Genomic DNA, 23,308 nt, shown 5'->3' with positions numbered 1-23,308 from the left:
ATTACATAAAATAAAACTTAAATTGCTCTTAAACTATACTGAAGAAAGAGGTTCAATCTTCTTTAAAAAATAAAAAAGCGACGAGAAGTATCGTCGCCTTGAGCACTTTAGAAAGTATTAAAACATACCCTCTTCAGAGTTTGCCGAAATTTTATGAATAGACAAATCTGCACCACGAAACTCGTCTTCTTGAGATAAGCGAATGCCAATGGTTGCTTTAAGAATTCCATAAACAATAAAGCCGCCAGCAAGCGCAATAGCGATCGCGAGCGCTGTTCCGATGAGCTGTGAGATGAATGAGACACCTCCTAAACCACCCAGCCATTGTTGACCAAATAAACCTACTGCAATACCACCAAATGCTCCGCATACGCCGTGTAGTGGCCACACACCAAGTACATCATCAACTTTAAGTTTGTTTTGAGTATAGGTGAATAGATACACAAACATAGCCCCAGCTGCACCACCAATCACAAGTGCACTGATTGGATGAACAATATCAGAGCCTGCACAGATTGCCACTAAACCAGCAAGAGGACCGTTGTGTAAGAAGCCTGGGTCATTTTTCCCAATCGCATTGGCTGTAATTGTACCGCCAACCATTGCCATGAGCGAGTTAATCGCAACTAACCCAGAAATAGCATCAACACGCTGCGCACTCATCACATTAAAGCCAAACCAGCCAACAATTAAAATCCATGAGCCAAGCGCTAAAAATGGAATAGAAGAAGGGGGATGAGCACTTACACGACCATCTTTCTTATAACGACCAGAACGCGCACCCAATAGAATCACAGCAGCAAGTGCAATCCAACCACCCATGGCATGAACTACGACTGAACCCGCAAAGTCGTGAAAAGCTGCGCCAAAGGTTGCTTCTAACCATTTTTGCAGACCGTAGTTGCCATTCCAGACCATACCTTCGAAAAATGGATATACCAGCGCAACTAAAGCGAGTGTGGCAATTGCTTGTGAACGCATTTTTGCACGTTCAGCAATACCACCCGAAATAATGGCAGGAATTGCCGCAGCAAAAGTGAGTAAAAAGAAGCAACGCATAAGGTTATAGCCATGATCACTTGATAAAACCGTACCATCATGGAAGAAGTGCTGGCCATAAGAGATGTAGTAGCCAACAAAGAAATATGCGATTGCAGAAAGGGCAAAGTCAGTCAGAATTTTACTAAGTGCGTTCACCTGATTTTTATGGCGAACCGTACCAAGTTCCAAGAATGCAAAACCTGCGTGCATGGCAAGAACCAAAACTGCACCAAGTAATAAGAAAAATAGATCTACATTTTGCATAGCATGCTCGAAAAAAGTGCTAAATTCCATTTTGGAACAAATCTGGGTCTGTAAATTGCACCAAAATAGATTTAAGGAATCTAAAAACCTAAGTTTGTCGAAACAAACTCAATTGCATAAAAGTGAATATGCAATAAGCGCACCAATTTGGATTAAATAAGGGGTTTTTGGCGATAAATGGTGCGCCGATTTAGTTAAAATAGGGCAGTTATGGCGCTTTTTACGTTACAAGTCATCTAATGTGATTAAAAAATGACCTTAAAAAGTTCGTTATTAAATTTTTTAAAAATTATCTATATTCAATTAATGATCAGACCAAACCGATTGCGCGACTTCAATAAAAGCTTTCGCAGCGGGGCTCATGTGCTTTTTATTTTTGACTGCGAGGCCAATAGAACGTTTAAGGTTCGGTTTAAAAGGACGTTTAACTACATTTGGATAGAGTGAGAGTAACTCTTTGGTGAGCACCATATCAGAGACAATCGAAATCCCTAATTGATTGTGAACCATGCTGACGATACTTAGAATTTGTGAAACATAAAATTTGATGTCTGGTTTCACATTAAAGTTTTTTAAAATTAATTCGACCTGATGTCGACTGCCAGCCATTGTCATAATAAAAGGGCAATTTTCTAGCTGGGCTGGATCAATATAGAGCTGCTGCGCAAGCGAGTAACTATTCGGAATTAGGGCAACAAAACGATCTTCAATTAAAGGGAATGTATCAAAACGCTCATCTGGCATAATCAAAAAACCGACTTCTATGCGCCGTTCCAATAACCACTGAGCAACTTCTTTATCTTCACCTTCATCGATATAAATTTCAATTTTAGGATAGCGTCGCCGAAAGGTTTCTAAAATTTCAGGCAATAGATAAATAGAGGATGAAGCACCAAAAGAGCCAATACGTAATGTTCCTTCGTTTAAACCATGGATGGCAGCCACTTCTTTTTCTAAGGTATCGGAAATACTCAATAACTCTTTTACATGCGTAAGAAGCTGCTGTCCTGTCGTGGTGAGCTCAATATCACTCTGGGATCTTGAAATCAGGTTAATACCCCATTGTTGTTCTAATGATTTAAGCGCATGAGAAACTGCTGACTGTGAAATTCCCAGCTTTTCTGCTGTAGCCGTAAAGCTTTTTAATTCTGCAATGAGTGCGAAAATTTCAAGTTGGGTAAATGTCATGTTGTATTTATTATGAGTAAAAACTCATTTTATCATGAGTTTTCATTATCTTTAATATATGAGTAAGCCAAGGTCATTGCTAAAAACAGCAAGCCCAAACAAAACTCGAGTAAAGAAATGAATAGTATTGTTTTATCTCTTTTTCCTTTAGTTGCATTAATTGCATCGGGATACTTATTTAAAAAATATCGATTTTTTAGCGATGAGTTTTGGGCTGGGGCAGAGAAGCTTAATTACTATATTTTATTTCCAGCTTTGCTTTTTAGTACGCTATCGACCGCAAAAATTGATTTACAAAGCTTGAGTACAGCCATTATTGTGATGTTGATTGTGGTCTTAGCTGTGACCGCCTTTTTATACATACTCCGAATGTTTTGCCACATACCACCTGCACGTTTTGGTGTGCACGTACAAAGTATGGTTCGCTTTAATACCTATATTGGTTTGGCTTTAGTCACTTCTCTTTTTAAAGGCGAAGGAATGGCAATACTGGCAATTTTATTGGCGCTTTGCATTCCACTTGTGAACGTTATTTCAGTACTTGCATTAACTTCTAAAGAACACATGGCAATTAAACCTGTTTTGATTGCACTGCTTAAAAACCCTTTAATTGCATCGTGTGTAGTTGGGGCGGCAGTCAATGCACTGCATATCCCAATTTGGGAAGGATTTACTCAGTTTATTAAGCTTTTTTCAGTGTCGAGTTTGCCGTTAGGTTTATTATGTGTTGGCGCAGCTTTACAGTTTATGCAAATTAAAAAAGACATTGTGGTATTGGCAGCAGACACGTTTGCTCGACTTTTAGCAGTACCTGCTTTGGCTTATGCGGTCTGCATGTGGTTTGGTTTGCCAAGTTTGCAAACACAAATTTTAGTGATTTTCTTTGCGTTGCCGACAGCTTCTGCTTCATACATTTTAACCAAAGTTTTGGGTGGCGATAGTCAGCTCATGGCAGCCGTGATTAGCTTTCAGACTTTATGTGCTGCCGTGACTTTGCCACTGGTGATTTGGTGGATTTCTTAAGATATAAATTTTAGGCCTCTTAACACTTAAAGAATGCTTGGCTACCTTCCTCATCTGATTATTGCTACACTTTTTTTCTTTTTCAGGTGGATGAGTATGTCCTTTGATCTCAAAGTGAGCTTTCAGCAAAGGTCTGAACCGTCTGCACAGCAGAAAAAACTGAATCGCCTGATTGATAAAATAGAACAGCAAAAAGTTAGGCTGAGCACATGGCAAAATGCACAAGCTGAGATTCAACAGCACATTCGGCAAAAATTGATGCCTGTGTATAGCGATTTGCATGAAGTCTTATTTCAGCAGTTAGATCAACTCTGGAATATGTTGCATAGCCATGCTTTTTCTAAAGCAGACATGCAACAACTCGATGAAAAAAATGCCCAGCTTGCGCAAATGTTGAAGCGCTCTAAAATGCTGTCTTCTCAACAGTTGGAGCTTGTAAAGCAGATCGATACCTTTTATCAGCAACATGCGGGGGAGTCGGTAAAAAAGAATAAAAAAATTCAGCCGATCAAATCTGAATACGAAGAAAGTGCTGAGCAAAGCGTAGAAGATGAAAACTTTGAAAAGTACGCTGCCGAGCAACAACAAGCACGTGAACAAGCCAAACAGCAAAGACAACAACAGAAACGTGAACAAGCCGAGCAAATGGCAGCGCAGTCGTTAAAAACAGTTTATTTAAAAATTGCTGCGATGATTCACCCAGACCGTGAGCAAGATGAAACTAAAAAATTAGAAAAAACCGAGCTGTTCCAACAAGCAAGTCAGGCCTATGAAAAGCAGGATTTGTTTTATTTACTCAAGCTCCAGTTACAGCTTGAACAGAATAAAGGGCTAGGCGCTAAAGAATTATCTGCCGAGCAGTTGCGATTTTATAAACTGGCTTTGGATGCACAAAGTCAGCAGCTTGAAAGCCAAATTGCAGATATTTTAGATTCTTTTCAGTTAGCAAAAAACGTAAAAGCAGAGCATGTACATATTAGTGATGTCTATAAAGCTGTAGATGCTGACTGTGCTGAGTTAAAGCAGCAGTTGAAGTGGGAAAAGGAACGTTTAAAACATATGAAAAAAGTGAGTGGGTTTGAGGTGTTATTGGGGCATGGGGTGCTTTAGTCTAGCTCACTCAGGTAGAGTGGAAGAGATTCAATGTATAATTTTGAAGATTGATTTTCCTATATATAGTATTTATTATTTAACCTGATAACAATATATGGAGTTTATACTTTAACTTTAATTTTTTAAACTTGGAGAATATTAAATTTGGAAAGAGCTATAAGTTTCAGACAATCTTGGATTTCTTATAGAAGTACTAGATTGAAAGAGAAAGAAAGCCATCAGCCTAAACAGGCTAAGGATGGTGTACCAGTTCTATCTTTAAAACATTACTTAGACGCTTTATCACATATTTTAGATCAGAGTTTTAGGGCTTTTGAAGATCGAGAGTACCTAAGTGACCAAATTTATTCGAAATATTCTAGACGAACTGAACTTTTATCCTATTTTGATTTCGAGTCTGAAGTTAAACAAGAGATTGCAAAGTCAGCTTTGGTGGTATGCCTTAAAAATTTAGAAAAACGTGCATTAAATGCAGGCATACTTTTATTAATTCTTAAATTATTTCTATTAATATTTTTACCCATTATTTTTATAACTACTCGTAATTTTTCCATTCAAAAAAATCTCTCTATTTCTGCTTGAGACCTGAGTTATGACCAAACTGTATTTATTTACACGTTTGGGACATATCATTAAAAAACTCAAACGTGTAGTCCAAAATTCTATTTATAAGGTAAAGAATTCATGGCTAGACGTAAAAAGTCAAAAGCTAAAAAGCGAACTAATATTGCTAAACCTCAGCCAATCATCATTATTAAAGAGCAACCAAAAAGTTCGCGATATTGGCAGCAGGTGTTAATGGTATTGATAGTTCCCTTATTTAATTGGATGAAAGAAATTATCCAAACATATTGGAATTAAAAAAATCCCCTCGCTAAGAGGGGATTTTTTGAATCAAATTACTGTATTAAAGCGCAGCAATTTGCTCCATATTTGCTTTAACTTTCTCTAACTGAGCAGCAAACTCAGCAAGCTTCGCTTTTTCACCCTCAACAACCGCTGCTGGTGCTTTAGATACAAAGCCTTCGTTTGCAAGTTTGCCCGCGATTTGGTCGTGTTGCTTTTGGATTTTATCCAAGTCTTTTTGCAAACGAGCAAGCTCAGCTTTAGGATCAATTAAGCCTTTCATTGGTACAAATACCGATGCATGACTAACAACGCTAGAGCAAGACAAAGGTGGCTCTTGGTCTTTATTTAAGAACTCAATGCTTTCAACTTTAGCCAATGCTTTGAACAATGCTTCAATACGAATGATTTGTTCACGTTCAGCGTCAGACGTGTTTTGAAGCAATACTGGCAATAAGCGTGCATTACCTAAGCCTAACTCACCACGGATGTTACGTACGGCACCAATCAAACCTTGAAGCCATTGCATATCTGCTTCAGCTTGTTCATTGATTTTTGCTTGCTCAGGAATAGGGTATTGAGCAGTCATAATCGTTGGGCCGCCTTGACCAAGCATTGGTGCAAGAGTCTGCCAGATTTCTTCTGTCAAATATGGCATAAGCGGATGAGCCAAACGCAATGAAGCTTCCATGACTGCAAGCAATACACGGCGTACTTCAGCTTTACGTTCTTCTGAAACTTCTGCATCGTTTAGAACTGGTTTAGTTAACTCAACGTACCAGTCACAGTATTCATTCCAAATAAAGTCGTAAATCGCTTGTGCAGCAAGGTCTAAACGGTACGTTGCGAACGCTTGATGTACAGCAGCTTCCGCTTTTTGTAGACGGCTAATGATCCATTGTTCTGGAAGTTCCCATAGATCAGGGCGAGCTTGTTGACCAACAGTTTGACCTTCAACATTCATGAGAACGAAACGAGTCGCGTTCCAGATTTTGTTACAGAAGTTACGGTAGCCTTCAACACGTTTTAAATCGAACTTGATGTCACGACCAGTGTTTGCAAGTGCACAGAATGTGAAACGAACTGCGTCAGTACCGTAAGCATTAATACCTTCTGGGAACTCTTTGCGCGTTGATTTTTCAATCTTCGCAGCATCTTTCGGATTCATGAGGCCAGTTGTACGTTTCGCAACTAAGCTTTCTAAATCAATACCGTCAATCAAGTCTAATGGGTCAAGTACGTTACCTTTAGACTTCGACATTTTTTGACCTTCACCATCACGTACCAAGCCGTGAACGTAAACAGTCTTAAATGGAACTTGAGATGAACCATCTTCATTTTTCATGAAGTGCAGGGTCATCATGATCATGCGGGCAACCCAGAAGAAAATGATGTCAAAACCAGTCACCAACACATCTGTTGGGTGGAAAGTTTTTAAGAAATCATTTGCTGCGTCTTTTTGTGCGTCGCCAGTCCAACCTAAAGTTGAGAATGTCCAAAGTGCAGATGAGAACCATGTATCAAGAACGTCTTCGTCTTGTTTAAGTTCAACGTCAGCCGCGATGTTGTTTTTCGCACGTACTTCTTCTTCGTTACGGCCAACATAGATGTTGCCATTCGCATCGTACCAAGCTGGAATACGGTGACCCCACCAAAGCTGACGTGAAATACACCAGTCTTGAATATCACGCATCCACGCCATGTACATGTTGCTGTACTGCTCTGGAACAAACTTAATACGGCCATCTTGAACTGCTTCAATTGCAGGTTCAGCAAGCGGAGCAATTTTTACGTACCATTGGTCAGTCAGTAATGGCTCAATGATCACGCCTGAACGGTCGCCACGTGGCGCTTTTAAGTCATACGGTTGGATTTGATCTAACCAGCCTTCAGCTTCAGCTTGAGCAACTAATTTTTTACGTGCTTCAAAACGCTCTAAACCAGCATATTCCGCAGGTGCAGTAATGGTTTTAGAAATCTGTTCGCCAGCTTTTGCAATATATTCAAACTCGCCTAAAACTTCGGCATTTTTGTTGAAGATATTAATGATTGGTAAGCTATTGCGTTTACCTAAGTCATAGTCATTGAAGTCATGAGCAGGGGTGATTTTTACACAGCCAGTACCGAAGTCTTTCTCAACGTAGTCGTCGGCAACGATTGGAATTAAACGACCCGTAATTGGCAATACGATGTTTTTACCAACAAGGTGTGCATAACGCTCATCTTCAGGGTGAACAGCAACCGCCGTATCACCAAGTAAAGTTTCAGGACGAGTTGTTGCAACGACTAAATAGTCTTTGCCGTCTTGAGTTTTAACTGATTTGTCTTCAAAGAAATATTTAAAGTGCCAAAGTGAGCCTTTTTCTTCTTTGCTTTCTACCTCAAGGTCAGAAAGTGCTGTTTGCAGTTTAGGGTCCCAGTTTACTAGGCGCTTACCGCGGTAAATTAAACCGTCTTCGTGCAAACGAACGAATACTTCTTTAACTGCGTTTGATAAACCTTCGTCCATCGTGAAGCGTTCACGTGACCAGTCTACCGAAGAACCTAAGCGACGAATTTGTTTAGTGATCGTGCCGCCAGATTGTTCTTTCCATTCCCAAACTTTTTCAATGAACTTTTCACGGCCTAAGTCATGACGAGTTACGCCTTGTAGGCCAAGTTGACGCTCAACAACCATTTGAGTTGCAATACCAGCATGGTCTGTACCTGGTTGCCACAAAGTGTTTTTACCCATCATGCGGTTATAACGGGTGAGGGCATCCATAATGGCATTGTTAAAACCATGGCCCATGTGCAAACTACCAGTGACGTTTGGTGGCGGAATCATGATACAGAATGATTCACCGTGACCAGAAGGTTTAAAGTAACCTTGTTCTTCCCACGTTTTGTACCACTTCTTTTCGATCTCGGTTGGATCGTATGTGGTTGCAATATTTTGAGCGGTTTGAGCGTCAGTCATAGTAGCTTAGATCGAATATGCATAAAAAATTGCATCTATTGTAGCAAAAAAATGCCTCGAAATTAATGTGCTGAAAACAGATAAACGGTTTTGTATTTTTTTCAAAAAACGGTAGATTTATGAAAGATGGATCACAATTTAATCGTGTGGCGACACGGCACAAAAATTACAAAAGAATTGAAAAAGGATGCTGCTGATGAGTTATGAAGTTTTTTTGAAAATTTCCGATTCGACTTATACCCAATTCGAGGCTATTCGGCAAAAACTACATGATGGAGTAAGTCAAAGTCAGGCAAAAGTTTTGGGGGATGTCTTGTCTGACCTTTCTTGTGAAATTATTGAGCAGGTTTTTTCTGTGCTTTTACAGTCAGGAAATGCAAGCATGTCTCCAAAACAACAAGCTGAGTCTGAAAAAGTTATTCAGCAAGTTTTAGAGACTTTTCGAAAATACATGCCTTGGTCGGTTTCATTCTTTGGAAATGAACGTCTTTTACCCTTAGTTGACTACATGACATCACTCATGAAAGAGCAAGGGCAGCAAGTTTATATTACCTATCCAGTTACACTTCAACTGGTGCAACAAGCTGAAACCCTTACACAGCGAATTCGTGACGGTAATATGCAAAGTATTACGGCTGCATTTGAAACGCTTATAGAAATTGTGGATTTAGGCGTAACAAGCCTAGTACGTGAGCCTAAAAAGCGTTTAAAATTTAATTTGGTTGTCGATAAAACTCTTAACGGAGTCATCAACATGACGACGCATTTGGGCTATAAACGTTTGGAAAAGTTAGGGACACAGGTCGATCAGACCACAGCAACTCATTATATCAATCACTTTTTGGCCTTCATGCATCAAGCAGCATAATTTAAAAAGATAATAGGAACATCACATGGCCAAACTTGATACTTTGCAAAATAAAGTGGTATGGATTACGGGCGCATCTTCTGGTTTGGGTAAGGCTTTAGCAGGAGAGTTGGCTTTACAAGGGGCAAAGTTGATTTTGACCTCACGTCGTTTTGAAGAATTAGAAGAAGTTCGGGTTGGTTTATTAAATCCCGATCATCATTTGTCTGTGGTCGCAGATATTACTGATGAAAAGCAGGTTCAAGAGGCTTACAAGCAGATTTTAAAGGCGAAAGGCCGTATTGACTGGCTCATCAATAATGCAGGTTTAAGCCAACGCGCTTTAATTAAAGATACGACAATGGCAACCGAACGCGCCATTATGGAAGTCGATTATTTTTCACAAGTCGCGTTAACTAAAACAGTATTACCGACCATGCTAAAACAAAAGTCTGGCCGAGTTGTATTTGTGTCGAGTGTAGCGGGTTTATTAGGCACTCAGTACCGTGCAAGTTACTCGGCTGCTAAAGCGGCAATTCACATGTGGGCAAATAGTTTACGTGCTGAGGTCTCAGATCAAGGTGTCGAAGTTTCAGTTATTTTCCCTGGTTTCGTAAAAACTAATGTTTCTTTTAATGCGCTCAATGGTGCAGGGGAACCTCAGGGCCATCAAGACGAAGCAATTGAAAATGGTTTAGAGGCAGATGTTTTTGCAGAGCAGGCTGTAAAAGCTTTAGTACAGGGTCAAGAATATATTGTTGTGGGTGGGGCCAAAGAAAAACTAGGGGTGATGGTTTCTCGGATGTCACCAAAACTTCTTTATAAAATGATTCGGAAAACAAAAGTAAAATAAAAAAGTGATTTCGCCGTGCTAAATTGGTGAAAAACCCGCATAGAAGGTTCACCATGGATCAGGATTATCACCGTATTTTAGAAGTCGTCACGCGTTTTCAATTGGTCTTTGACCAGAAAAATTGGGATGCTTTTGATGAGTTGTTGGCAGATCAACTTGAGGTGGACTATTTCCAATTTAGAGGAGAACCTTTATGTATGGTGTCATGTCATGAATATAAAGGTTCTCGGCAACAAGCTTTATCCCATTTACGACTACAGCACAATTTGAGCAATCCTCTGGTTCGAATTGAACAAGATCAAGCATGGCTAGAATGTAATTATCAAATTTATCGTTTTTCAGAAAATGATTATTTTCATTCTTTTGGTCGTTATTATTTTACTTTGGCGAAACAACAAGACCGTTGGAAAATTACCCGAATTTGCCAACATTTAACTAAAAATATTGGCAATCCACGTATTCATTTTTCTGAGGTTGGGCAGTATTAATCTTTAACTGCTGTTCCATAAGCAAAAACTTCGACCATTCCGCCTTGCATACCAAGTTCGGTTGTACTCAACCGAACTCCCATAATATGAGTAGCACCGACACTTTGAGCTTGTTGTTTTAAACGTACAATTGCCTCTCGGCGAGCACGCTCAACAATACTTTCATAACTGGTCAGTCTTCCGCCCAAAACATTTTTTATAGATGCCAATACATATTTAAAGTAATCATGAGAAATCACAACATTACTGCTAATAAAGTGGCCTAGCTGATCACTTGTTGCAAAACGATTGGTATCAATTCTGATATGGGCAAATTGTTGCTCTTTTTCTAGAAGTTCATTCAAATGTTTTCGTTCAATATGGCGGCCAAAAGCCCAACCAATGCTGAAAAGAATGAGAAAAATAACAAGCTGAAAAATAAGATTGTCCATTTTCTACCTATGCATTAAATGGATCGGGTAGATGAGATGCTTGAGGCTGCACAACCACTGCTGTGCCATATACGAATAACTCAGAAGCGCCTTGTGCAATATTGGAAGTTGAAAAACGAATACCCACAATTGCATTCGCACCAAGTTGCTGGGCTTTTACAATCATACGCTGCATGGCTTCTTGGCGAGATTCTTCTAATAATTCGGTATAACCCGTAAGTTCACCACCCACGATATTTTTTAAACTCGCCATCAGGTCACGGCCAACATGCTTACTACGAACGGTACTTCCGTAAACAACATCCAGCTGCTTTACAATCTGGTGGCCTGGAACACTTTCTAAATTACTCAATAACATTGTTTTTTATCAATCTGAATTCTTAAGGTTTCAAGATAAAAAATATTCAGATGAGTTGCAATAAAAAAGCCCACCGAAGTGAGCTTTTGTGAATAAGTTATTTAAAACTTATTGCTTTTTAAGTTCAGCACTAGATGGTTGATTAACCACTGTATCTGAGGTATTTGCTTTTAAACCACCACCTAGAGTTTTGTATAACTCGATTTGGTTGTTTAAGTTTGCTTGTTGAAGCAATAACAAACCTTGTTCTGCTGAATAAGATGAGCGCTGTGCATCAAGAACCGTCAAGTAACTATCAATACCGGCACGGAAGCGGGCATTTGAAAGTGTGTAGTTGCGGTTAGTTGCTTCTACTAGACGTTGTTGAGCTGTTAAACGCTCACCAATGTTGGCACGAGTTGCAAGCGCGTCATTAACTTCGCGGAACGCAGACTGAACTGATTTTTCATAATCAGACAATGCAATTTTCTGATCAGTTTCAGAAATTTTCACATTGGCACGACGAGTGCCCCAGTCAAAGATTGGTAAGTCTAAGCTTGGTCCAATTGACCATACAAAACCACCAGACTTAAATAGATCACTTAAGTCAGTTGATGCATAACCTGCAGAACCCGTTAAGCTAATGGTTGGGAATAAACGTGCTTTTGCAGCACCGATATTCGCACCAGCAGCGCTTAAGTTATATTCAGCAGCTTTTACATCTGGACGGTTGTTAAGTAAGTCACTTGGTAAACCCGCTGTAAATACATTTTGTTGAGTAATGCGTTTTACAGGTTGGGTTGGCAACAAGTTTTGTGGAACTGATTGACCAACTAACAAGTTCAACAAGTTTTGTGCTTGAGCAATCTGTGTTTTGTAGTTCGCTACATCATTACGCGCAGTTTCTACAGAAATCTGTGCCTGACGTAGTGGAACTTCACTGTCGATGCCCACATCAAAACGTTTTTTGTTGAGATTGTAAGAATCTTGCTGTGCTTTAAGCGTTTGCTCTGCAAGTCTTAAGTTGGCAGTTGCGAAAGAATAGTTCAACCACGCTTGAGCCACTTGACTGATTAGACTGATTTGAGTCGAATCACGTGCGCTTTGCGTTGAAAGATAACTATCTAACGCAGCATCTTTTAAGCTACGTACGCGGCCCCAAAAATCAAGCTCATAGGCAGTTACACCCAGACCTACTTGATAAGTAGAGTAGGGGTTATTCGGATCACGGCTTTGAGAAACCTGACGAATTGCACTACCACTTGCTCCGATTGTTGGAAGCTGATTGTTCTGTGTAATTCGATATTGCTGTTGAGCACGTTCGATATTGAGCGTTGCTGTACGTAAGTCGCGGTTGTTGGCAAGTGCCAAATCAATCACTCCGAGCAAACGAGGGTCAGCAAAGAACTGTTTGTAACCCTGTTCAGCAATAGACGTACCAGAAGCGCTATATGCATAGCTTTGTGGAATATCGGTTTTCACGACTGGTTCTGGGCCGCGCATGCTTTGACAAGCTGCCAAAGCAAGCGCAAGTGCAGATACCGCAATGCTACGACCTGAAATAGACCATACGTTTTGCATCACGATTTATGCTCCTGAGTGTTTATGGTTTTTGGTTTGTACTTAAAGATACTACGAATCCACACATAGAATACAGGGATAAAGAAGATACCTAAGAACGTTGCACTGAGTACGCCACCGAGTACACCGTAACCAACAGAGTGCTGACTTCCTGCACCTGCGCCTGTTGAAAGGGCAAGCGGAAGTACACCGAAACCGAAGGCAAGGGTAGTCATGATGATTGGACGTAAACGCATTTTTGCAGCATGTAAAGTTGCTTCAATTAGGTCTTCACCTTTTTCCTGCAGCTCTTTTGCGAACTCAACAATCAAGATCGCATTTTTTGCAGAAAGACCGATTACCGCGATCATCGCTACCTGGAAGTAAATGTTATTTGAGAGATTTGGATCTCCTTTAATAATCATACCCAAGTAAGTTAATACGATTGCACCAATAATACCGAGTGGTACAACAAGTAAAACCGAGAACGGAATAGACCAGCTTTCATACAATGCAGCCAAGCAAAGGAAAACGATTAACAATGAAAGCGCATATAAGAATGGAGCTTGAGCACCAGACTCACGTTCTTCAAGTGATAAACCTGTCCATTCATAGTCGAAACCTTGTAAGCCCATAGATGGTAACTTAGCAATAATTTCTTCCATTGCTTTCATCGAGTCACCAGAGCTCACGCCAGGTGCAGGTGTACCTTGAATGTTAACCGATGACACGCCGTTATAACGTTCAAGACGTGGAGAACCATATGTCCATTCGCCAGTAGCAAATGCAGAGAACGGTACCATTTCGCCTTTGTTATTACGTACATACCACTTGTTTAAGTCTTCAGGCATCATACGGCTGCCCGCATCACCTTGAACATAAACTTTCTTCACACGTCCACGGTCAACGAAGTCGTTAATGTATGAGCCACCCCATGCAATACGCATTGTATTGTTAATTTCGGCAATACTCACACCCATGGCACCAGCTTGAGCTTGGTCTACATTAATTTGATACTGAGGTGTATCTTCTTGACCATTAGGGCGAACACCCACAAGACGTTTATCTTGTGCAGCCAAACCTAAGATCGTATTACGTGCGGCAATAAGTTTCTCATGGCCTTGACCACTTGAATCTTTAAGTTGCAAGTTGAATCCGGCTGTTACACCGAGTTCAGGCATTGCTGGAAGCTGTAAAGGCATGATGTAAGATGCGTCTTTAACGATCATATTCAATGCCATACCACGCTGAATCAATGCGCCAATTTGAGTTTCTGGTGAAGTACGTTCACTCCAGTCTTTCAATTTAACGAAGCCGATACCAGCATTTTGACCAACACCTGTGAATGAGAAGCCCGAAACGGTGAAAATCGATTCCACTGTATCTTTTTCATTCATAAAGAAGTTTGTCATGGTGTCAATCACTTTACCTGTACGGTCAAGCGTTGCATTTGGCGGTAATTGAACAAGTGTCATTACCACACCCTGATCTTCTTCCGGTAAGAATGAAGATGGGAGTTTTTGGAACAAGAACACTAGTAAAGCAATAACTACAGCGTAAAGCACGCCAGAGAAGATTTTGCCCTTAAGCATGCGGTTAACACCATTTTGGTAGCTATGCGACATGCGGTCAAAACCATTGTTAAAGCCTCTAAAGAAACGAGCAAAAATATTATTGCTTGGTGTTTTGTTAGGATCATGCTGTTTTAAAATGGTTGCACAAAGTGCTGGTGTAAATGTTAACGCTACAATTAACGATAGAACCATTGCTGTTACAAGGGTAATCGAGAACTGACGGTAAATTACACCAGTTGTACCACCAAAGAATGCCATTGGTACGAATACCGCTGTTAATACGCTTGTGATACCAATTAACGCACCAGAAATCTGTTGCATTGATCGTGACGTCGCCGTGACTGGATCGGTATGCTCTTCACTCATAACACGTTCGACGTTTTCGACCACAACGATGGCGTCATCGACCAGAAGACCAATTGCCAATACCATGGCGAACATGGTTAAGGTGTTAATTGAGAAGCCAAAGATATTAATAACAGCGAATGTACCTAACACAACAACAGGTACAGCAAGTGTTGGAATAATCGTTGCGCGCCAGTTCTGTAAGAACAAGAACATCACAATGAATACTAAAACTACCGCTTCAATTAATGTGTGTACAACACTTTCAATTGAAAGACGAATAAATGGAGTCGTGTCATAAGCTAGTTTATCTGCAAGACCTGTTGGATAGTTCTTACGTAATTCAGATAAACGATGTTCAACAGCTTCTGCGGTATCAAGTGCGTTGGCACCAGTTGCAATTTTAATTGCAAGACCACCAGCAGGTTTACCGTTAAACTTCGAGTCAAACTGATAGTTATCAGAGCCTAACTCTACACGCGCAACATCTTTTAAACGAACTTCAGCACCAGATGCTGTGTTCTTCAAGAAGATATTTTTAAACTGTTCAGGTGTTTGCAGCAAACTTTGTGCATTCACTGTTGCGTTAAGCACTTGACCTTGTACAGCTGGCGCACCACCTAATTGACCTACTGCTACTTGTGAGTTTTGCGCTTGTAAAGCTGTTGCAATATCACTAGGAGTAAGTTGATAACTGGTTAACTTAGCTGGATCAAGCCAAATACGCATTGCGTATGAACCACCAAAGACTTGTACCTCACCCACACCAGCAACACGGCTAAGTGGTTCTTTAATTGATGAGTTTACGTAGTCTTTAATGTCCGAGTCAGAAAGGCTGTTATCTGGTGAGTAAAATGCAATAACTTGCAAGAAGCTTGCGCCAGATTTAGTTACTGTTACACCTTGACGCTGTACATCTTCAGGTAAAAGCGCAGTTGCAGATTGCAGTTTGTTTTGAACCTGAACCTGTGCAATATCTGGATCAATACCTTGTTCAAAGTTTAATTGAATAGAAGCCTGACCGTTACCAGCACTGTTAGATGAAATGTAGCGTAAACCATCTAGACCATTCATTTGTTGTTCAATGATCTGGGTTACAGTGTTTTCAACAGTCTCAGCAGATGCACCAGGATAAGTTGCAGCAATTGTAACTGTCGGTGGTGCAATCGTCGGATACTGTGCAATAGGCATTTTCGTTAGCGTGAGAATACCCGCCAACATAATGACTAATGCAATCACCCACGCAAAAATGGGGCGATGAATAAAAAATTGTGCCATTCAATCTACCCCTTATGCATTAGATGCTTTCTGTTCTGCTTGAGGTTTACCTGATTGAGCCGGTTTTGTCGCATTTGGAGCTGCACCTTGTGGATTCGCTGGTTGAGCTTGGTAAGGTTTTGCTGAAACTTCTTGCCCTTCTTTAACTTTGGCAACACCGTCAACAATCACTTTATCACCAGCTTTAAGACCGTTAGTTACAATCCAGTTTTGTCCTTGAACACCAGAGGTTTCAACAGGACGACTCTCAACAGCACCTTTGGCATTAACAAGCATTGCTACAGCTTGACCTGTAGGTAAACGTGTAATTGCAGCTTGAGGAATCAGGTAAGCATTAGGAACTACACCTTGAACAATCTGTGCAGTGGTATACATGCCTGGAAGTAACAGATGATTCGGGTTCGAGAATACGGCACGTAAAGTAATCGTTCCTGTATCCTGATTTACAGAAGCATCAGAGAAAGCAAGTTGTCCTTCGATTGGATAGGTTGAACCATCTTCGAGCTTCAATTTCACTTTCGTGTTGTTACTATTGTTCAAACTACCTTTGCTAAGTTGTTGACGTAAACGTAATAACTCGGCACTAGACTGGTTAATGTCAACATAGATTGGGTCTAACTGTTGAATCGTCACTAACGGATCAGTTTGGTTGGCAGTCACTAAAGCACCAGCTGTTACAGAAGAACGTCCAGACTGACCAGAAATTGGTGAGCGAATTGTAGAGTAGCCAAGATCTACATTTGCATTCGTTACTTGCGCTTTTGCAGCAGAAACTTGTGCTTCGGCAACATTAACCTGACCAAGTAAGTCGTCATATTCTTGTTTAGATACAGCGTTACTTGAAACAAGTTGCTTATAACGGTTTAACTTAGTACGTAGTGAAGCTAGATTTGCCTGTTGTTGTAAAAGGGTAGCCTTTGCATTTTCAAGCGTTGCACGGTTAGTTCGAGAATCCAGTTCATATAGAGCCTGTCCTTCACGAACGTAACTTCCTTCAGCAAACAAGCGTTTTAAAATCACACCACTTGTTTGAGGGCGAACTTCAGAAATTTGATATGCTGAAGTACGGCCGGAGAGTTCAACGCTTTGTTCAACACTTTGTGGTTGAGCAACAATAACACCTACTTCTGCAGGCGGCATTTTCTGAGCAGCAGCAGCTTGCTGTTTCTCATCGGAGCCTTTGCTACAACCAACAAGTGCGATACTTGTTGCTAATGCGCAAGCAGTAAGGGCAGGAGCCCAAAGCTTAGCCGACATCATTGTTCCACCTCGTTTAGATAAAATCTAAAAATATATTTGTTTTCTACTTAACCTACTTTGTGTTTGTAATAACCAGAGCCAAAGCAGTGCAATCCAAATAAAACCTATGCCCCAACCGGCGAGTACATCTGTTGGAAAATGAACTCCAGCATATATTCTTGAAAGCCCCATGCAGATAAACCAAAGACAGGAAATCAAAATGATATAAGGAGAGTTAGTGTTGGGCTTATGGCATAACATTATGATTGCCATACAAGCCAGTGTTGATGCATAAACACTATGTGCACTTGGGAACGATGCACCATAACTTTCGACAATATGATATGCCTGTGGAGGTCTTGGACGGTCAACACACCACTTGAGCAGCCAACCCGTGATGATACTGCCAAGAACACCCACGCTAATGAAAATAACAGTAATATATTTTTTATACCATGCTTGATATATACACACCAATAAGGATAAAAAACATACAAAAGGCATACCACCTACACGTGCTAGAAAGGTCGTAATAGAGTTAAGATAATCTGATCGATTTTCACTCAATATTTGAACGGTGAGAAGATCCAAAGATTGAAGTCTTGGTACAAAAAGACCAAGAACACCTAATCCTAAAAAAATACAACCAATAAAAAGCAATAAATAGGGCATGTATATACCTTTGCTTGTTCAAGCAGTGTCTACTACTGAAAGCCGTTAAAAGTGTACTTGCCAGTACACTTTTTTTCAAGCCTGATAGATCATCGTAAATTCATTTTGAAAATTTTTTAACATTTGGAAAAACAATCACAACAAAATTGACGAAAATCACATTTTGTGTACAAAGCAAAATTCTTAGTGGTCTGCTTTTTTCCCGTTATTTGTTGAGGTGTTTTCTTCAAGTTCTAATGGTTGTTTTGGTGGCCAGAAAAAATCGCTTGGGCGAGTTAAAAAATGGGTCATGACCAATTTGGCTAAAGGTTTCCATTGTTCAAAGCGGACTCGACGCGCTCGTAATGCCACAATAATCGTTAAGGTGAAACTCACAAATAAGTTAGTGAGACCAATGCATAGTACACCAAGAAAGGACACGATAATCAGTCCGATATCTGGGCTGCCGTTAATAGTCATTAAACCTTGAATAAAGTTAGCGGATGCAAAGGCAATATGGCGAATATCTAAAGGTAGACCTAGGATAAAGCCTATGGTCCCCATACTTCCTAGCATAATACCGAATAAGAAGTTACCGGCTAACGCACCTAAATTACGTTCAATATATTCAGCAAAACGGTTAAGGCGATCTTGCCCAAACCAGCTAGCTAAACGGCGATGTGCTCTTAGGCGCGGGCCGACTTTTCGGTAAACAGCCATGTTGTCAAAGTATCCTGCAATGAGACCTGACAAAAACAAACAGACTCCAGCAATTGCTGCATGTGGAACTGCTAGTGAAGTGAATGGATTTAGACTGTGTAGAAGATAAGTGGCTTTAGTATGGGTTAATAACGGTTCATCAAGATAAAATTGCCATGCAAAAGTGATGAGTGCCGCAGTAGGAATCGCAATTGAAATATTGCCCAAAATAGCAATAAATTGCGTTCGGATAATATTAATAATAAGCGCCGCTAACTCTGCAATTTGAGCCGTTTTAGAGCCTTTACGTTGCTGTACTGTTGCAGCAAGAGCCGCCGCCGTCATAGCGGGCTGCTTAGTCGCAACTGTAAAATGCAGAACATGAATCAGAATGAAACCTAGGGAATAATTCATACTGAAAGTAAAAGCTTGCATGAGCGGGGCCATTGTCATTCTTGCAGCAAGAATTTTTAAAGATGCCATAAAGGCAATAATGACACCTGCACCAGCGGCAGCTTTATACATTCCCCAAAAGCCTTTGGTATCCGTACTTACGTAATGTTCACCTGTTCGGCTGGCATTTTCTGTAACTTGAAAGGCAATGAGTTCACTAGTCGTACTGAGTAATGAGCGAACACTTTTTTCGCTGTAATGTGCCTTGGTTAAATCGGAAATCAGATGTCCTAAAGAAACATATTTTCCTTTAGTGTTATCTACGACCAGATAAAGTAATAACTCAATTCGATCAAGACATTGCTCAAGTAATGACAGTAAGTAAGTCAAACTTAAGCTGACACCAATTCTTTTGGTCGCACGACGAATCTTTAAAACGACATCTCGGCACTGTTCCAACATAACAAATGCTTGTGATGCATCGGGCGGGGAAATAACTGCAATTTCATGTTCAGAAATTTCTTGTTTTTTATACTTTTCAATAAACTCAATAATTTCACGGTTCTGAACTAAAAACGGCGACTCATATTCTGTTAATTCTGGCTGAGCGTTAATAAATTCGGGATAAAGACCAATTCCACTAATTCGATAAGATAAGACTGTAATGGCTTTAATCATTTCACTTTGAATGACTAACTTCTCATCGACATTACTTTGGCTTTGCCCAATAAGACTAAATAAATTTGCCCAATCTTCATCATCAATATTATTGAGCCAGATTTTGTCACTTTCTAAATAGAAAATTTTTCCAATTAATATTTTGAGTTGGCTCGCATCTTCTATTAAAGGTAAAAAATGTGCTCCGAGTCTTTGCCCAAGCTGGTTCCAGAAACCATCTAAAGACAAAATTCCACTATCAGCATATAAACTAACTTGCTTATAGCGATTAATTAAACGTAATAAAAAAGTTTGTAGTAAGAAGGGCGCTGTAGGTGTGCGCAAAAGACTTTCAATAAAAGCCTGTATTTTTTTCTTAATTTCATCCGTATCTTGTGGGTTGGATGGTCGGATGACATTGACGAGTTCAATCAGTAGATTTTCATCAATGACAGCTTGAGGATCCTCAAGCTGCTTCTCTATTTTTAAAAAAAGATCTGAAAAATTTATATGCATAGGCAAAATAATATCTATTGTATTCGATGTAACGCAAGCTGAGTTAAGTTAATCAAAGCCTGACGATACGGTGTATCGGGTAGGTTTGATAAAGCTTGCAGTGCTGCTTCTGTTTCTTCTTGGGCACGTTGGTTGCAATAATCTAAAGCACCAGACTTCTGTACAATTTCGATGACCTGAGATAGTTGGTCTACTCCACCGGTTGCGATACTGCGACGAATAATCGCATGCTCTTCACCTGTTGAGCGTGCTAATGCAGAAATTAACGGTAAAGTTGGCTTACCTTCCATTAAATCATCACCAATATTTTTACCTAATGTTTCAGCATCAGAGGTGTAGTCTAAAATATCATCAATAATTTGGAATGCATTACCAAAATGACCGGCAAACAATCTTAATGGCTCACGATACGCTTCTTGCCCCGCCAAAATAGCAGCACCTTCTGTAGCCAGCTCAAACAGGCGAGACGTTTTACCATGAATAATTTTTAAATAAGTTTCTTCAGTTGTATCTGGTTGATGCTGTGATTGAAGTTGTAATACTTCACCTTCAGCAATTTCACATGTACCTGTTGAAAAGTCTTTCAATAAAGTCATTTTGTTTAAATCGACCAGTAAATCGAAAGCACGGGCGATCAGGAAGTCACCGACTAAAACAGCTGTCTGATTGTTCCATGTAGCATTTGCTGTAGGGCGACCACGACGAAGGCCAGATTCATCTACCACATCATCATGGACCAGTGTCGCGGTATGTAACATTTCAATGATTGCAGCTAAACGCTGTGCATTTGCCATGTTATCTAAACCACAAGCACGTGCTGCAAGCAAACACATGATTGGACGCATACGCTTTCCGCCAGCTTCAACGACGTGTTTGCTGACAGACATGACTAAACCGACTTTTGAGCTAATTCCTTCATTAATCAAGTGATCCATCGCAGCGAAGTCTGAAGCAACAGGCGCAAGAATGTCTTGCTTGAAATCGATGACCATATGAAGAAAAACCCCGTATTGGTAGATAAGTGGCGTTAGTGTATCAATTAAAGATGTGTTGCACAGGTTAACAAGTGGCTGATATTAATCATTTCTATTGTTTTTAAGCGTTTTTTGTTCTTTATTTAAGCAAAATACGATGTTTTCGGCAAAACAATAAATTTAATGACATCAGCATTAATACAACTTGTTCTTGACGCAATTTGTGTTTGGAACTGTATTTTAATTTTCATTCAGAATCAATGAAAACTGCTAAATTCCAGTCCAAGCTGTTTGATTTTGTAAGAATAGGGGATCATGCTTTACTGATAGATAGAAAATACTTGTCGTTTGATCAAATTTCACTTAAAATCTGTCGCCTTGTATAACCCCAGTGGCGATCGTTTTAAGATCGATATATCCCTTTATCGACACGACGACACGGGCTGATTGGAGTACATTATGTACGCAGTAATCCAAAGCGGTGGTAAACAGCACCGTGTAGTTGAGGGCGAAACCCTTAAAGTTGAATTATTGAAAGCTGAATCTGGTGCGACTATTACATTTGATGATGTATTAATGGTTGTAAACGGTGACAACATTCAAATCGGTGCTCCAGTTGTAGCTGGCGCTAAAGTAACTGCAGAAGTGATTGGTCATGGTCGTCACGACAAAATCCGCATCATCAAAATGCGTCGTCGTAAACACTACCGTAAACAACAAGGTCACCGTCAATGGTTCACTGAGTTGAAAATTACTGGTATTTCAGGCTAATCACGAGGAGTAAGAGACATGGCAACTAAAAAAGCCGGTGGATCGACGAAGAACGGTCGTGATTCAAACCCAAAAATGTTAGGTGTTAAAGTTTACGGCGGTCAAGCTGTAACTGCTGGTAACATCATCGTTCGTCAACGTGGTACAGAGTTCCACGCTGGTGCAAATGTTGGTATGGGCCGTGACCATACTTTATTTGCTACTGCTGACGGCGTAGTAAAATTCGAAGTGAAAGGTCAATTTGGCCGTCGCTACGTAAAAGTTGAAACTGTATAAGTTTTAGCTCGAAAAAAGCCCACATTTTGTGGGCTTTTTTTATGGCATTTATTTTTATTCATCTTCATCATGATGAATGAAATTCTACAAACAACATGAATAACATAACAAAATATCTTATTTTCTCAATGATTAGCACAGAGTTTGTCGGTTAATATGAGTCTTGAATTAAGAGCTTACTCAGTTTCATAACTATGAAAGAGAGTAAGTTGTCTTACAGCAACTAAAAAGGTGATGACATGAATATGCTTCGTAAAACTATGTGTGCTATTACACTTAGCGCGTCAGTGCTTGCTCCTGTAATGAGTACTACAGTGTTTGCTGCGCCTGTAGCAGCACCGGAGCAACAGGCAATTGGGAACCTGGTTAATCAGTTATCAGGTTTACAGCGTTTGACTGCCGACTTTGAACAAACAACTAAAGCCAATACAAAAACTGTGGCACAGAAAAAGAGTTTAAGTGCACAGCATATGAACCAGACATTTAAAGGCTCAATGAAAGTTGAGCGTCCGGGGAAATTTTATTGGGAAACAGTAAGTCCTGCTAAACAAACTATTGTAACGAGTGGAAAAACAGTTTGGATCTATGATCCGGATTTACAACAAGCGGTCCGCCAAAGCTTAGATGATCAGGTTGCAGATACACCAGCATTATTACTCTCTGGTAATACCAACCAAATCATGAAGTCTTATCGTGTAACACAACCCGATAAATCTAAACTTTATTTCACCTTATTCCCTAAAAAAGAAGATGGGGCATTCCAAAGCTTAACAATTAGCTTCGGAGCAAATAAAGCGCCTACACTTATGGTATTACAAGACTCATTAGGTCAAACCACCTATGTACGCTTTAAGAATGTTAAAGTAAATGCTTCAATTCCGGCATCAGTCTTTAACTTTACGCCGCCAAAAGGTACAGATGTTATTGACCAATAATTAAAGCCTCTTCAAAAAAGCTACCGTAAAAGGTAGCTTTTTTTATATAA

21 protein-coding genes are annotated in these 23,308 nt (G+C 40.0%); 10 read left to right on the top strand and 11 right to left on the bottom strand.

Annotated elements, in window-relative coordinates; genetic code table 11:
* Window positions 1-117 precede the first annotated feature (117 nt).
* Window positions 118-1,305, bottom strand: a complete 1,188-nt coding sequence (locus tag MKL51_RS14335; protein ID WP_032006525.1) for an ammonium transporter — start codon at window positions 1,303-1,305, stop codon at window positions 118-120.
* Between the two features lie 303 nt (window positions 1,306-1,608).
* Window positions 1,609-2,493 carry a LysR family transcriptional regulator gene (locus MKL51_RS14330; RefSeq protein ID WP_032006526.1) on the bottom strand — a complete coding sequence of 295 codons (885 nt, stop codon included), beginning with the start codon at window positions 2,491-2,493 and terminating at the stop codon, window positions 1,609-1,611.
* Window positions 2,494-2,610: 117 nt separating this feature from the next.
* On the opposite strand from MKL51_RS14330, the gene MKL51_RS14325 reads away from it, so the two are divergent.
* From MKL51_RS14325 to MKL51_RS14310, 4 genes are all read left to right on the top strand, one after another.
* A complete protein-coding gene (locus tag MKL51_RS14325) occupies window positions 2,611-3,516 on the top strand; it encodes an AEC family transporter (protein ID WP_032006527.1) in 906 nt (301 codons plus the stop codon).
* Window positions 3,517-3,612: 96 nt separating this feature from the next.
* A complete protein-coding gene (locus MKL51_RS14320; RefSeq protein WP_032006528.1) occupies window positions 3,613-4,626 on the top strand; it encodes a molecular chaperone DnaJ in 1,014 nt (337 codons plus the stop codon).
* 201 nt (window positions 4,627-4,827) lie between these two features.
* On the top strand, window positions 4,828-5,211 hold the full coding sequence (locus tag MKL51_RS14315) for a hypothetical protein (protein ID WP_032006530.1): 384 nt from the start codon (window positions 4,828-4,830) through the stop codon (window positions 5,209-5,211).
* A 102-nt stretch (window positions 5,212-5,313) separates the two neighbouring features.
* Window positions 5,314-5,490 carry a hypothetical protein gene (locus MKL51_RS14310; protein WP_153884502.1) on the top strand — a complete coding sequence of 59 codons (177 nt, stop codon included), beginning with the start codon at window positions 5,314-5,316 and terminating at the stop codon, window positions 5,488-5,490.
* Window positions 5,491-5,536: 46 nt separating this feature from the next.
* On the opposite strand, the gene MKL51_RS14305 is transcribed toward MKL51_RS14310, so the two are convergent.
* A complete protein-coding gene (locus MKL51_RS14305; protein ID WP_032006531.1) occupies window positions 5,537-8,434 on the bottom strand; it encodes a valine--tRNA ligase in 2,898 nt (965 codons plus the stop codon).
* 196 nt (window positions 8,435-8,630) lie between these two features.
* Here MKL51_RS14305 and MKL51_RS14300 point away from each other — a divergent pair, with 196 nt between their 5' ends.
* From MKL51_RS14300 to MKL51_RS14290, 3 genes are read left to right on the top strand one after another with little or no spacing between them, the layout of a single operon-like run.
* Entirely contained in the window at window positions 8,631-9,302 is a 672-nt protein-coding gene (locus MKL51_RS14300; protein WP_032006533.1) for a hypothetical protein, read from the top strand.
* Between the two features lie 25 nt (window positions 9,303-9,327).
* The gene (locus tag MKL51_RS14295) at window positions 9,328-10,134 is read left to right on the top strand and encodes an SDR family NAD(P)-dependent oxidoreductase (RefSeq protein WP_005064503.1); all 807 of its coding nucleotides are present in this window, start codon (window positions 9,328-9,330) and stop codon (window positions 10,132-10,134) included.
* 53 nt (window positions 10,135-10,187) lie between these two features.
* Window positions 10,188-10,622: a nuclear transport factor 2 family protein gene (locus MKL51_RS14290; RefSeq protein ID WP_017400200.1), complete on the top strand. Its 435-nt coding sequence runs from the start codon at window positions 10,188-10,190 to the stop codon at window positions 10,620-10,622.
* On the opposite strand, the gene MKL51_RS14285 is transcribed toward MKL51_RS14290, so the two are convergent.
* The 8 genes from MKL51_RS14285 to sdsA all read right to left on the bottom strand — a co-directional run bounded on the left by MKL51_RS14285 (window position 10,619) and on the right by sdsA (window position 21,294).
* The gene (locus tag MKL51_RS14285; protein WP_002116525.1) at window positions 10,619-11,053 is read right to left on the bottom strand and encodes a YbjQ family protein; all 435 of its coding nucleotides are present in this window, start codon (window positions 11,051-11,053) and stop codon (window positions 10,619-10,621) included. The two genes, MKL51_RS14290 and MKL51_RS14285, sit on opposite strands and share 4 nt — an antisense overlap.
* A 7-nt stretch (window positions 11,054-11,060) precedes the next feature.
* Window positions 11,061-11,411 (bottom strand): YbjQ family protein, encoded by a 351-nt coding sequence (locus MKL51_RS14280; RefSeq protein ID WP_032006534.1) that lies wholly within the window; start codon window positions 11,409-11,411, stop codon window positions 11,061-11,063.
* Window positions 11,412-11,519: 108 nt separating this feature from the next.
* Window positions 11,520-12,971 carry a multidrug efflux RND transporter outer membrane channel subunit AdeK gene (gene adeK, locus MKL51_RS14275; protein WP_002116015.1) on the bottom strand — a complete coding sequence of 484 codons (1,452 nt, stop codon included), beginning with the start codon at window positions 12,969-12,971 and terminating at the stop codon, window positions 11,520-11,522.
* Window positions 12,971-16,147: a multidrug efflux RND transporter permease subunit AdeJ gene (gene adeJ / locus MKL51_RS14270; protein WP_032006535.1), complete on the bottom strand. Its 3,177-nt coding sequence runs from the start codon at window positions 16,145-16,147 to the stop codon at window positions 12,971-12,973. The genes adeK and adeJ overlap by 1 nt, the downstream gene beginning before the upstream one ends.
* Before the next feature lie 12 nt (window positions 16,148-16,159).
* The gene (gene adeI / locus MKL51_RS14265) at window positions 16,160-17,407 is read right to left on the bottom strand and encodes a multidrug efflux RND transporter periplasmic adaptor subunit AdeI (RefSeq protein ID WP_002116482.1); all 1,248 of its coding nucleotides are present in this window, start codon (window positions 17,405-17,407) and stop codon (window positions 16,160-16,162) included.
* Window positions 17,408-17,431: 24 nt separating this feature from the next.
* On the bottom strand, window positions 17,432-18,058 hold the full coding sequence (locus tag MKL51_RS14260; protein WP_032006536.1) for a phosphatase PAP2 family protein: 627 nt from the start codon (window positions 18,056-18,058) through the stop codon (window positions 17,432-17,434).
* A 183-nt stretch (window positions 18,059-18,241) separates the two neighbouring features.
* Complete coding sequence (locus MKL51_RS14255; RefSeq protein WP_032006537.1) at window positions 18,242-20,302, bottom strand: site-specific recombinase; 2,061 nt, start codon at window positions 20,300-20,302, stop codon at window positions 18,242-18,244.
* Window positions 20,303-20,316: 14 nt separating this feature from the next.
* Window positions 20,317-21,294: an All-trans-nonaprenyl-diphosphate synthase gene (gene sdsA, locus MKL51_RS14250; RefSeq protein WP_032006539.1), complete on the bottom strand. Its 978-nt coding sequence runs from the start codon at window positions 21,292-21,294 to the stop codon at window positions 20,317-20,319.
* Between the two features lie 441 nt (window positions 21,295-21,735).
* On the opposite strand from sdsA, the gene rplU reads away from it, so the two are divergent.
* The 3 genes from rplU (at window position 21,736) to lolA (ending at window position 23,258) form a co-directional block, all read left to right on the top strand.
* On the top strand, window positions 21,736-22,047 hold the full coding sequence (rplU, locus tag MKL51_RS14245) for a 50S ribosomal protein L21 (protein WP_000271409.1): 312 nt from the start codon (window positions 21,736-21,738) through the stop codon (window positions 22,045-22,047).
* Window positions 22,048-22,065: 18 nt separating this feature from the next.
* Window positions 22,066-22,323: a 50S ribosomal protein L27 gene (rpmA, locus tag MKL51_RS14240; RefSeq protein ID WP_002116037.1), complete on the top strand. Its 258-nt coding sequence runs from the start codon at window positions 22,066-22,068 to the stop codon at window positions 22,321-22,323.
* Window positions 22,324-22,562: 239 nt separating this feature from the next.
* Complete coding sequence (lolA, locus tag MKL51_RS14235; RefSeq protein WP_004789378.1) at window positions 22,563-23,258, top strand: outer membrane lipoprotein chaperone LolA; 696 nt, start codon at window positions 22,563-22,565, stop codon at window positions 23,256-23,258.
* Window positions 23,259-23,308 lie beyond the last annotated feature (50 nt).

Source organism: Acinetobacter sp. AOR18_HL, from assembly GCF_027855145.1.
Classification (GTDB): domain Bacteria; phylum Pseudomonadota; class Gammaproteobacteria; order Pseudomonadales; family Moraxellaceae; genus Acinetobacter; species Acinetobacter pittii.
Note: the sequence above shows the minus strand (reverse complement) of the source record. Positions and strands in the feature narration are given on the sequence as shown.

Bases quoted from the DNA above. Each gene is read 5' to 3' on its own strand.
- MKL51_RS14335 (WP_032006525.1), bottom strand. From the start codon at position 1,305: ATGCAAAATGTAGATCTATTTTTCTTATTACTTGGTGCAGTTTTGGTT.
- MKL51_RS14330 (WP_032006526.1), bottom strand. From the start codon at position 2,493: ATGACATTTACCCAACTTGAAATTTTCGCACTCATTGCAGAATTAAAA.
- MKL51_RS14325 (WP_032006527.1), top strand. From the start codon at position 2,611: ATGAATAGTATTGTTTTATCTCTTTTTCCTTTAGTTGCATTAATTGCA.
- MKL51_RS14320 (WP_032006528.1), top strand. From the start codon at position 3,613: ATGTCCTTTGATCTCAAAGTGAGCTTTCAGCAAAGGTCTGAACCGTCT.
- MKL51_RS14310 (WP_153884502.1), top strand. From the start codon at position 5,314: ATGGCTAGACGTAAAAAGTCAAAAGCTAAAAAGCGAACTAATATTGCT.
- MKL51_RS14305 (WP_032006531.1), bottom strand. From the start codon at position 8,434: ATGACTGACGCTCAAACCGCTCAAAATATTGCAACCACATACGATCCA.
- MKL51_RS14300 (WP_032006533.1), top strand. From the start codon at position 8,631: ATGAGTTATGAAGTTTTTTTGAAAATTTCCGATTCGACTTATACCCAA.
- MKL51_RS14295 (WP_005064503.1), top strand. From the start codon at position 9,328: ATGGCCAAACTTGATACTTTGCAAAATAAAGTGGTATGGATTACGGGC.
- MKL51_RS14290 (WP_017400200.1), top strand. From the start codon at position 10,188: ATGGATCAGGATTATCACCGTATTTTAGAAGTCGTCACGCGTTTTCAA.
- MKL51_RS14285 (WP_002116525.1), bottom strand. From the start codon at position 11,053: ATGGACAATCTTATTTTTCAGCTTGTTATTTTTCTCATTCTTTTCAGC.
- MKL51_RS14280 (WP_032006534.1), bottom strand. From the start codon at position 11,411: ATGTTATTGAGTAATTTAGAAAGTGTTCCAGGCCACCAGATTGTAAAG.
- adeK (WP_002116015.1), bottom strand. From the start codon at position 12,971: ATGCAAAACGTATGGTCTATTTCAGGTCGTAGCATTGCGGTATCTGCA.
- adeJ (WP_032006535.1), bottom strand. From the start codon at position 16,147: ATGGCACAATTTTTTATTCATCGCCCCATTTTTGCGTGGGTGATTGCA.
- adeI (WP_002116482.1), bottom strand. From the start codon at position 17,407: ATGATGTCGGCTAAGCTTTGGGCTCCTGCCCTTACTGCTTGCGCATTA.
- MKL51_RS14260 (WP_032006536.1), bottom strand. From the start codon at position 18,058: ATGCCCTATTTATTGCTTTTTATTGGTTGTATTTTTTTAGGATTAGGT.
- MKL51_RS14255 (WP_032006537.1), bottom strand. From the start codon at position 20,302: ATGCATATAAATTTTTCAGATCTTTTTTTAAAAATAGAGAAGCAGCTT.
- sdsA (WP_032006539.1), bottom strand. From the start codon at position 21,294: ATGGTCATCGATTTCAAGCAAGACATTCTTGCGCCTGTTGCTTCAGAC.
- rplU (WP_000271409.1), top strand. From the start codon at position 21,736: ATGTACGCAGTAATCCAAAGCGGTGGTAAACAGCACCGTGTAGTTGAG.
- rpmA (WP_002116037.1), top strand. From the start codon at position 22,066: ATGGCAACTAAAAAAGCCGGTGGATCGACGAAGAACGGTCGTGATTCA.
- lolA (WP_004789378.1), top strand. From the start codon at position 22,563: ATGAATATGCTTCGTAAAACTATGTGTGCTATTACACTTAGCGCGTCA.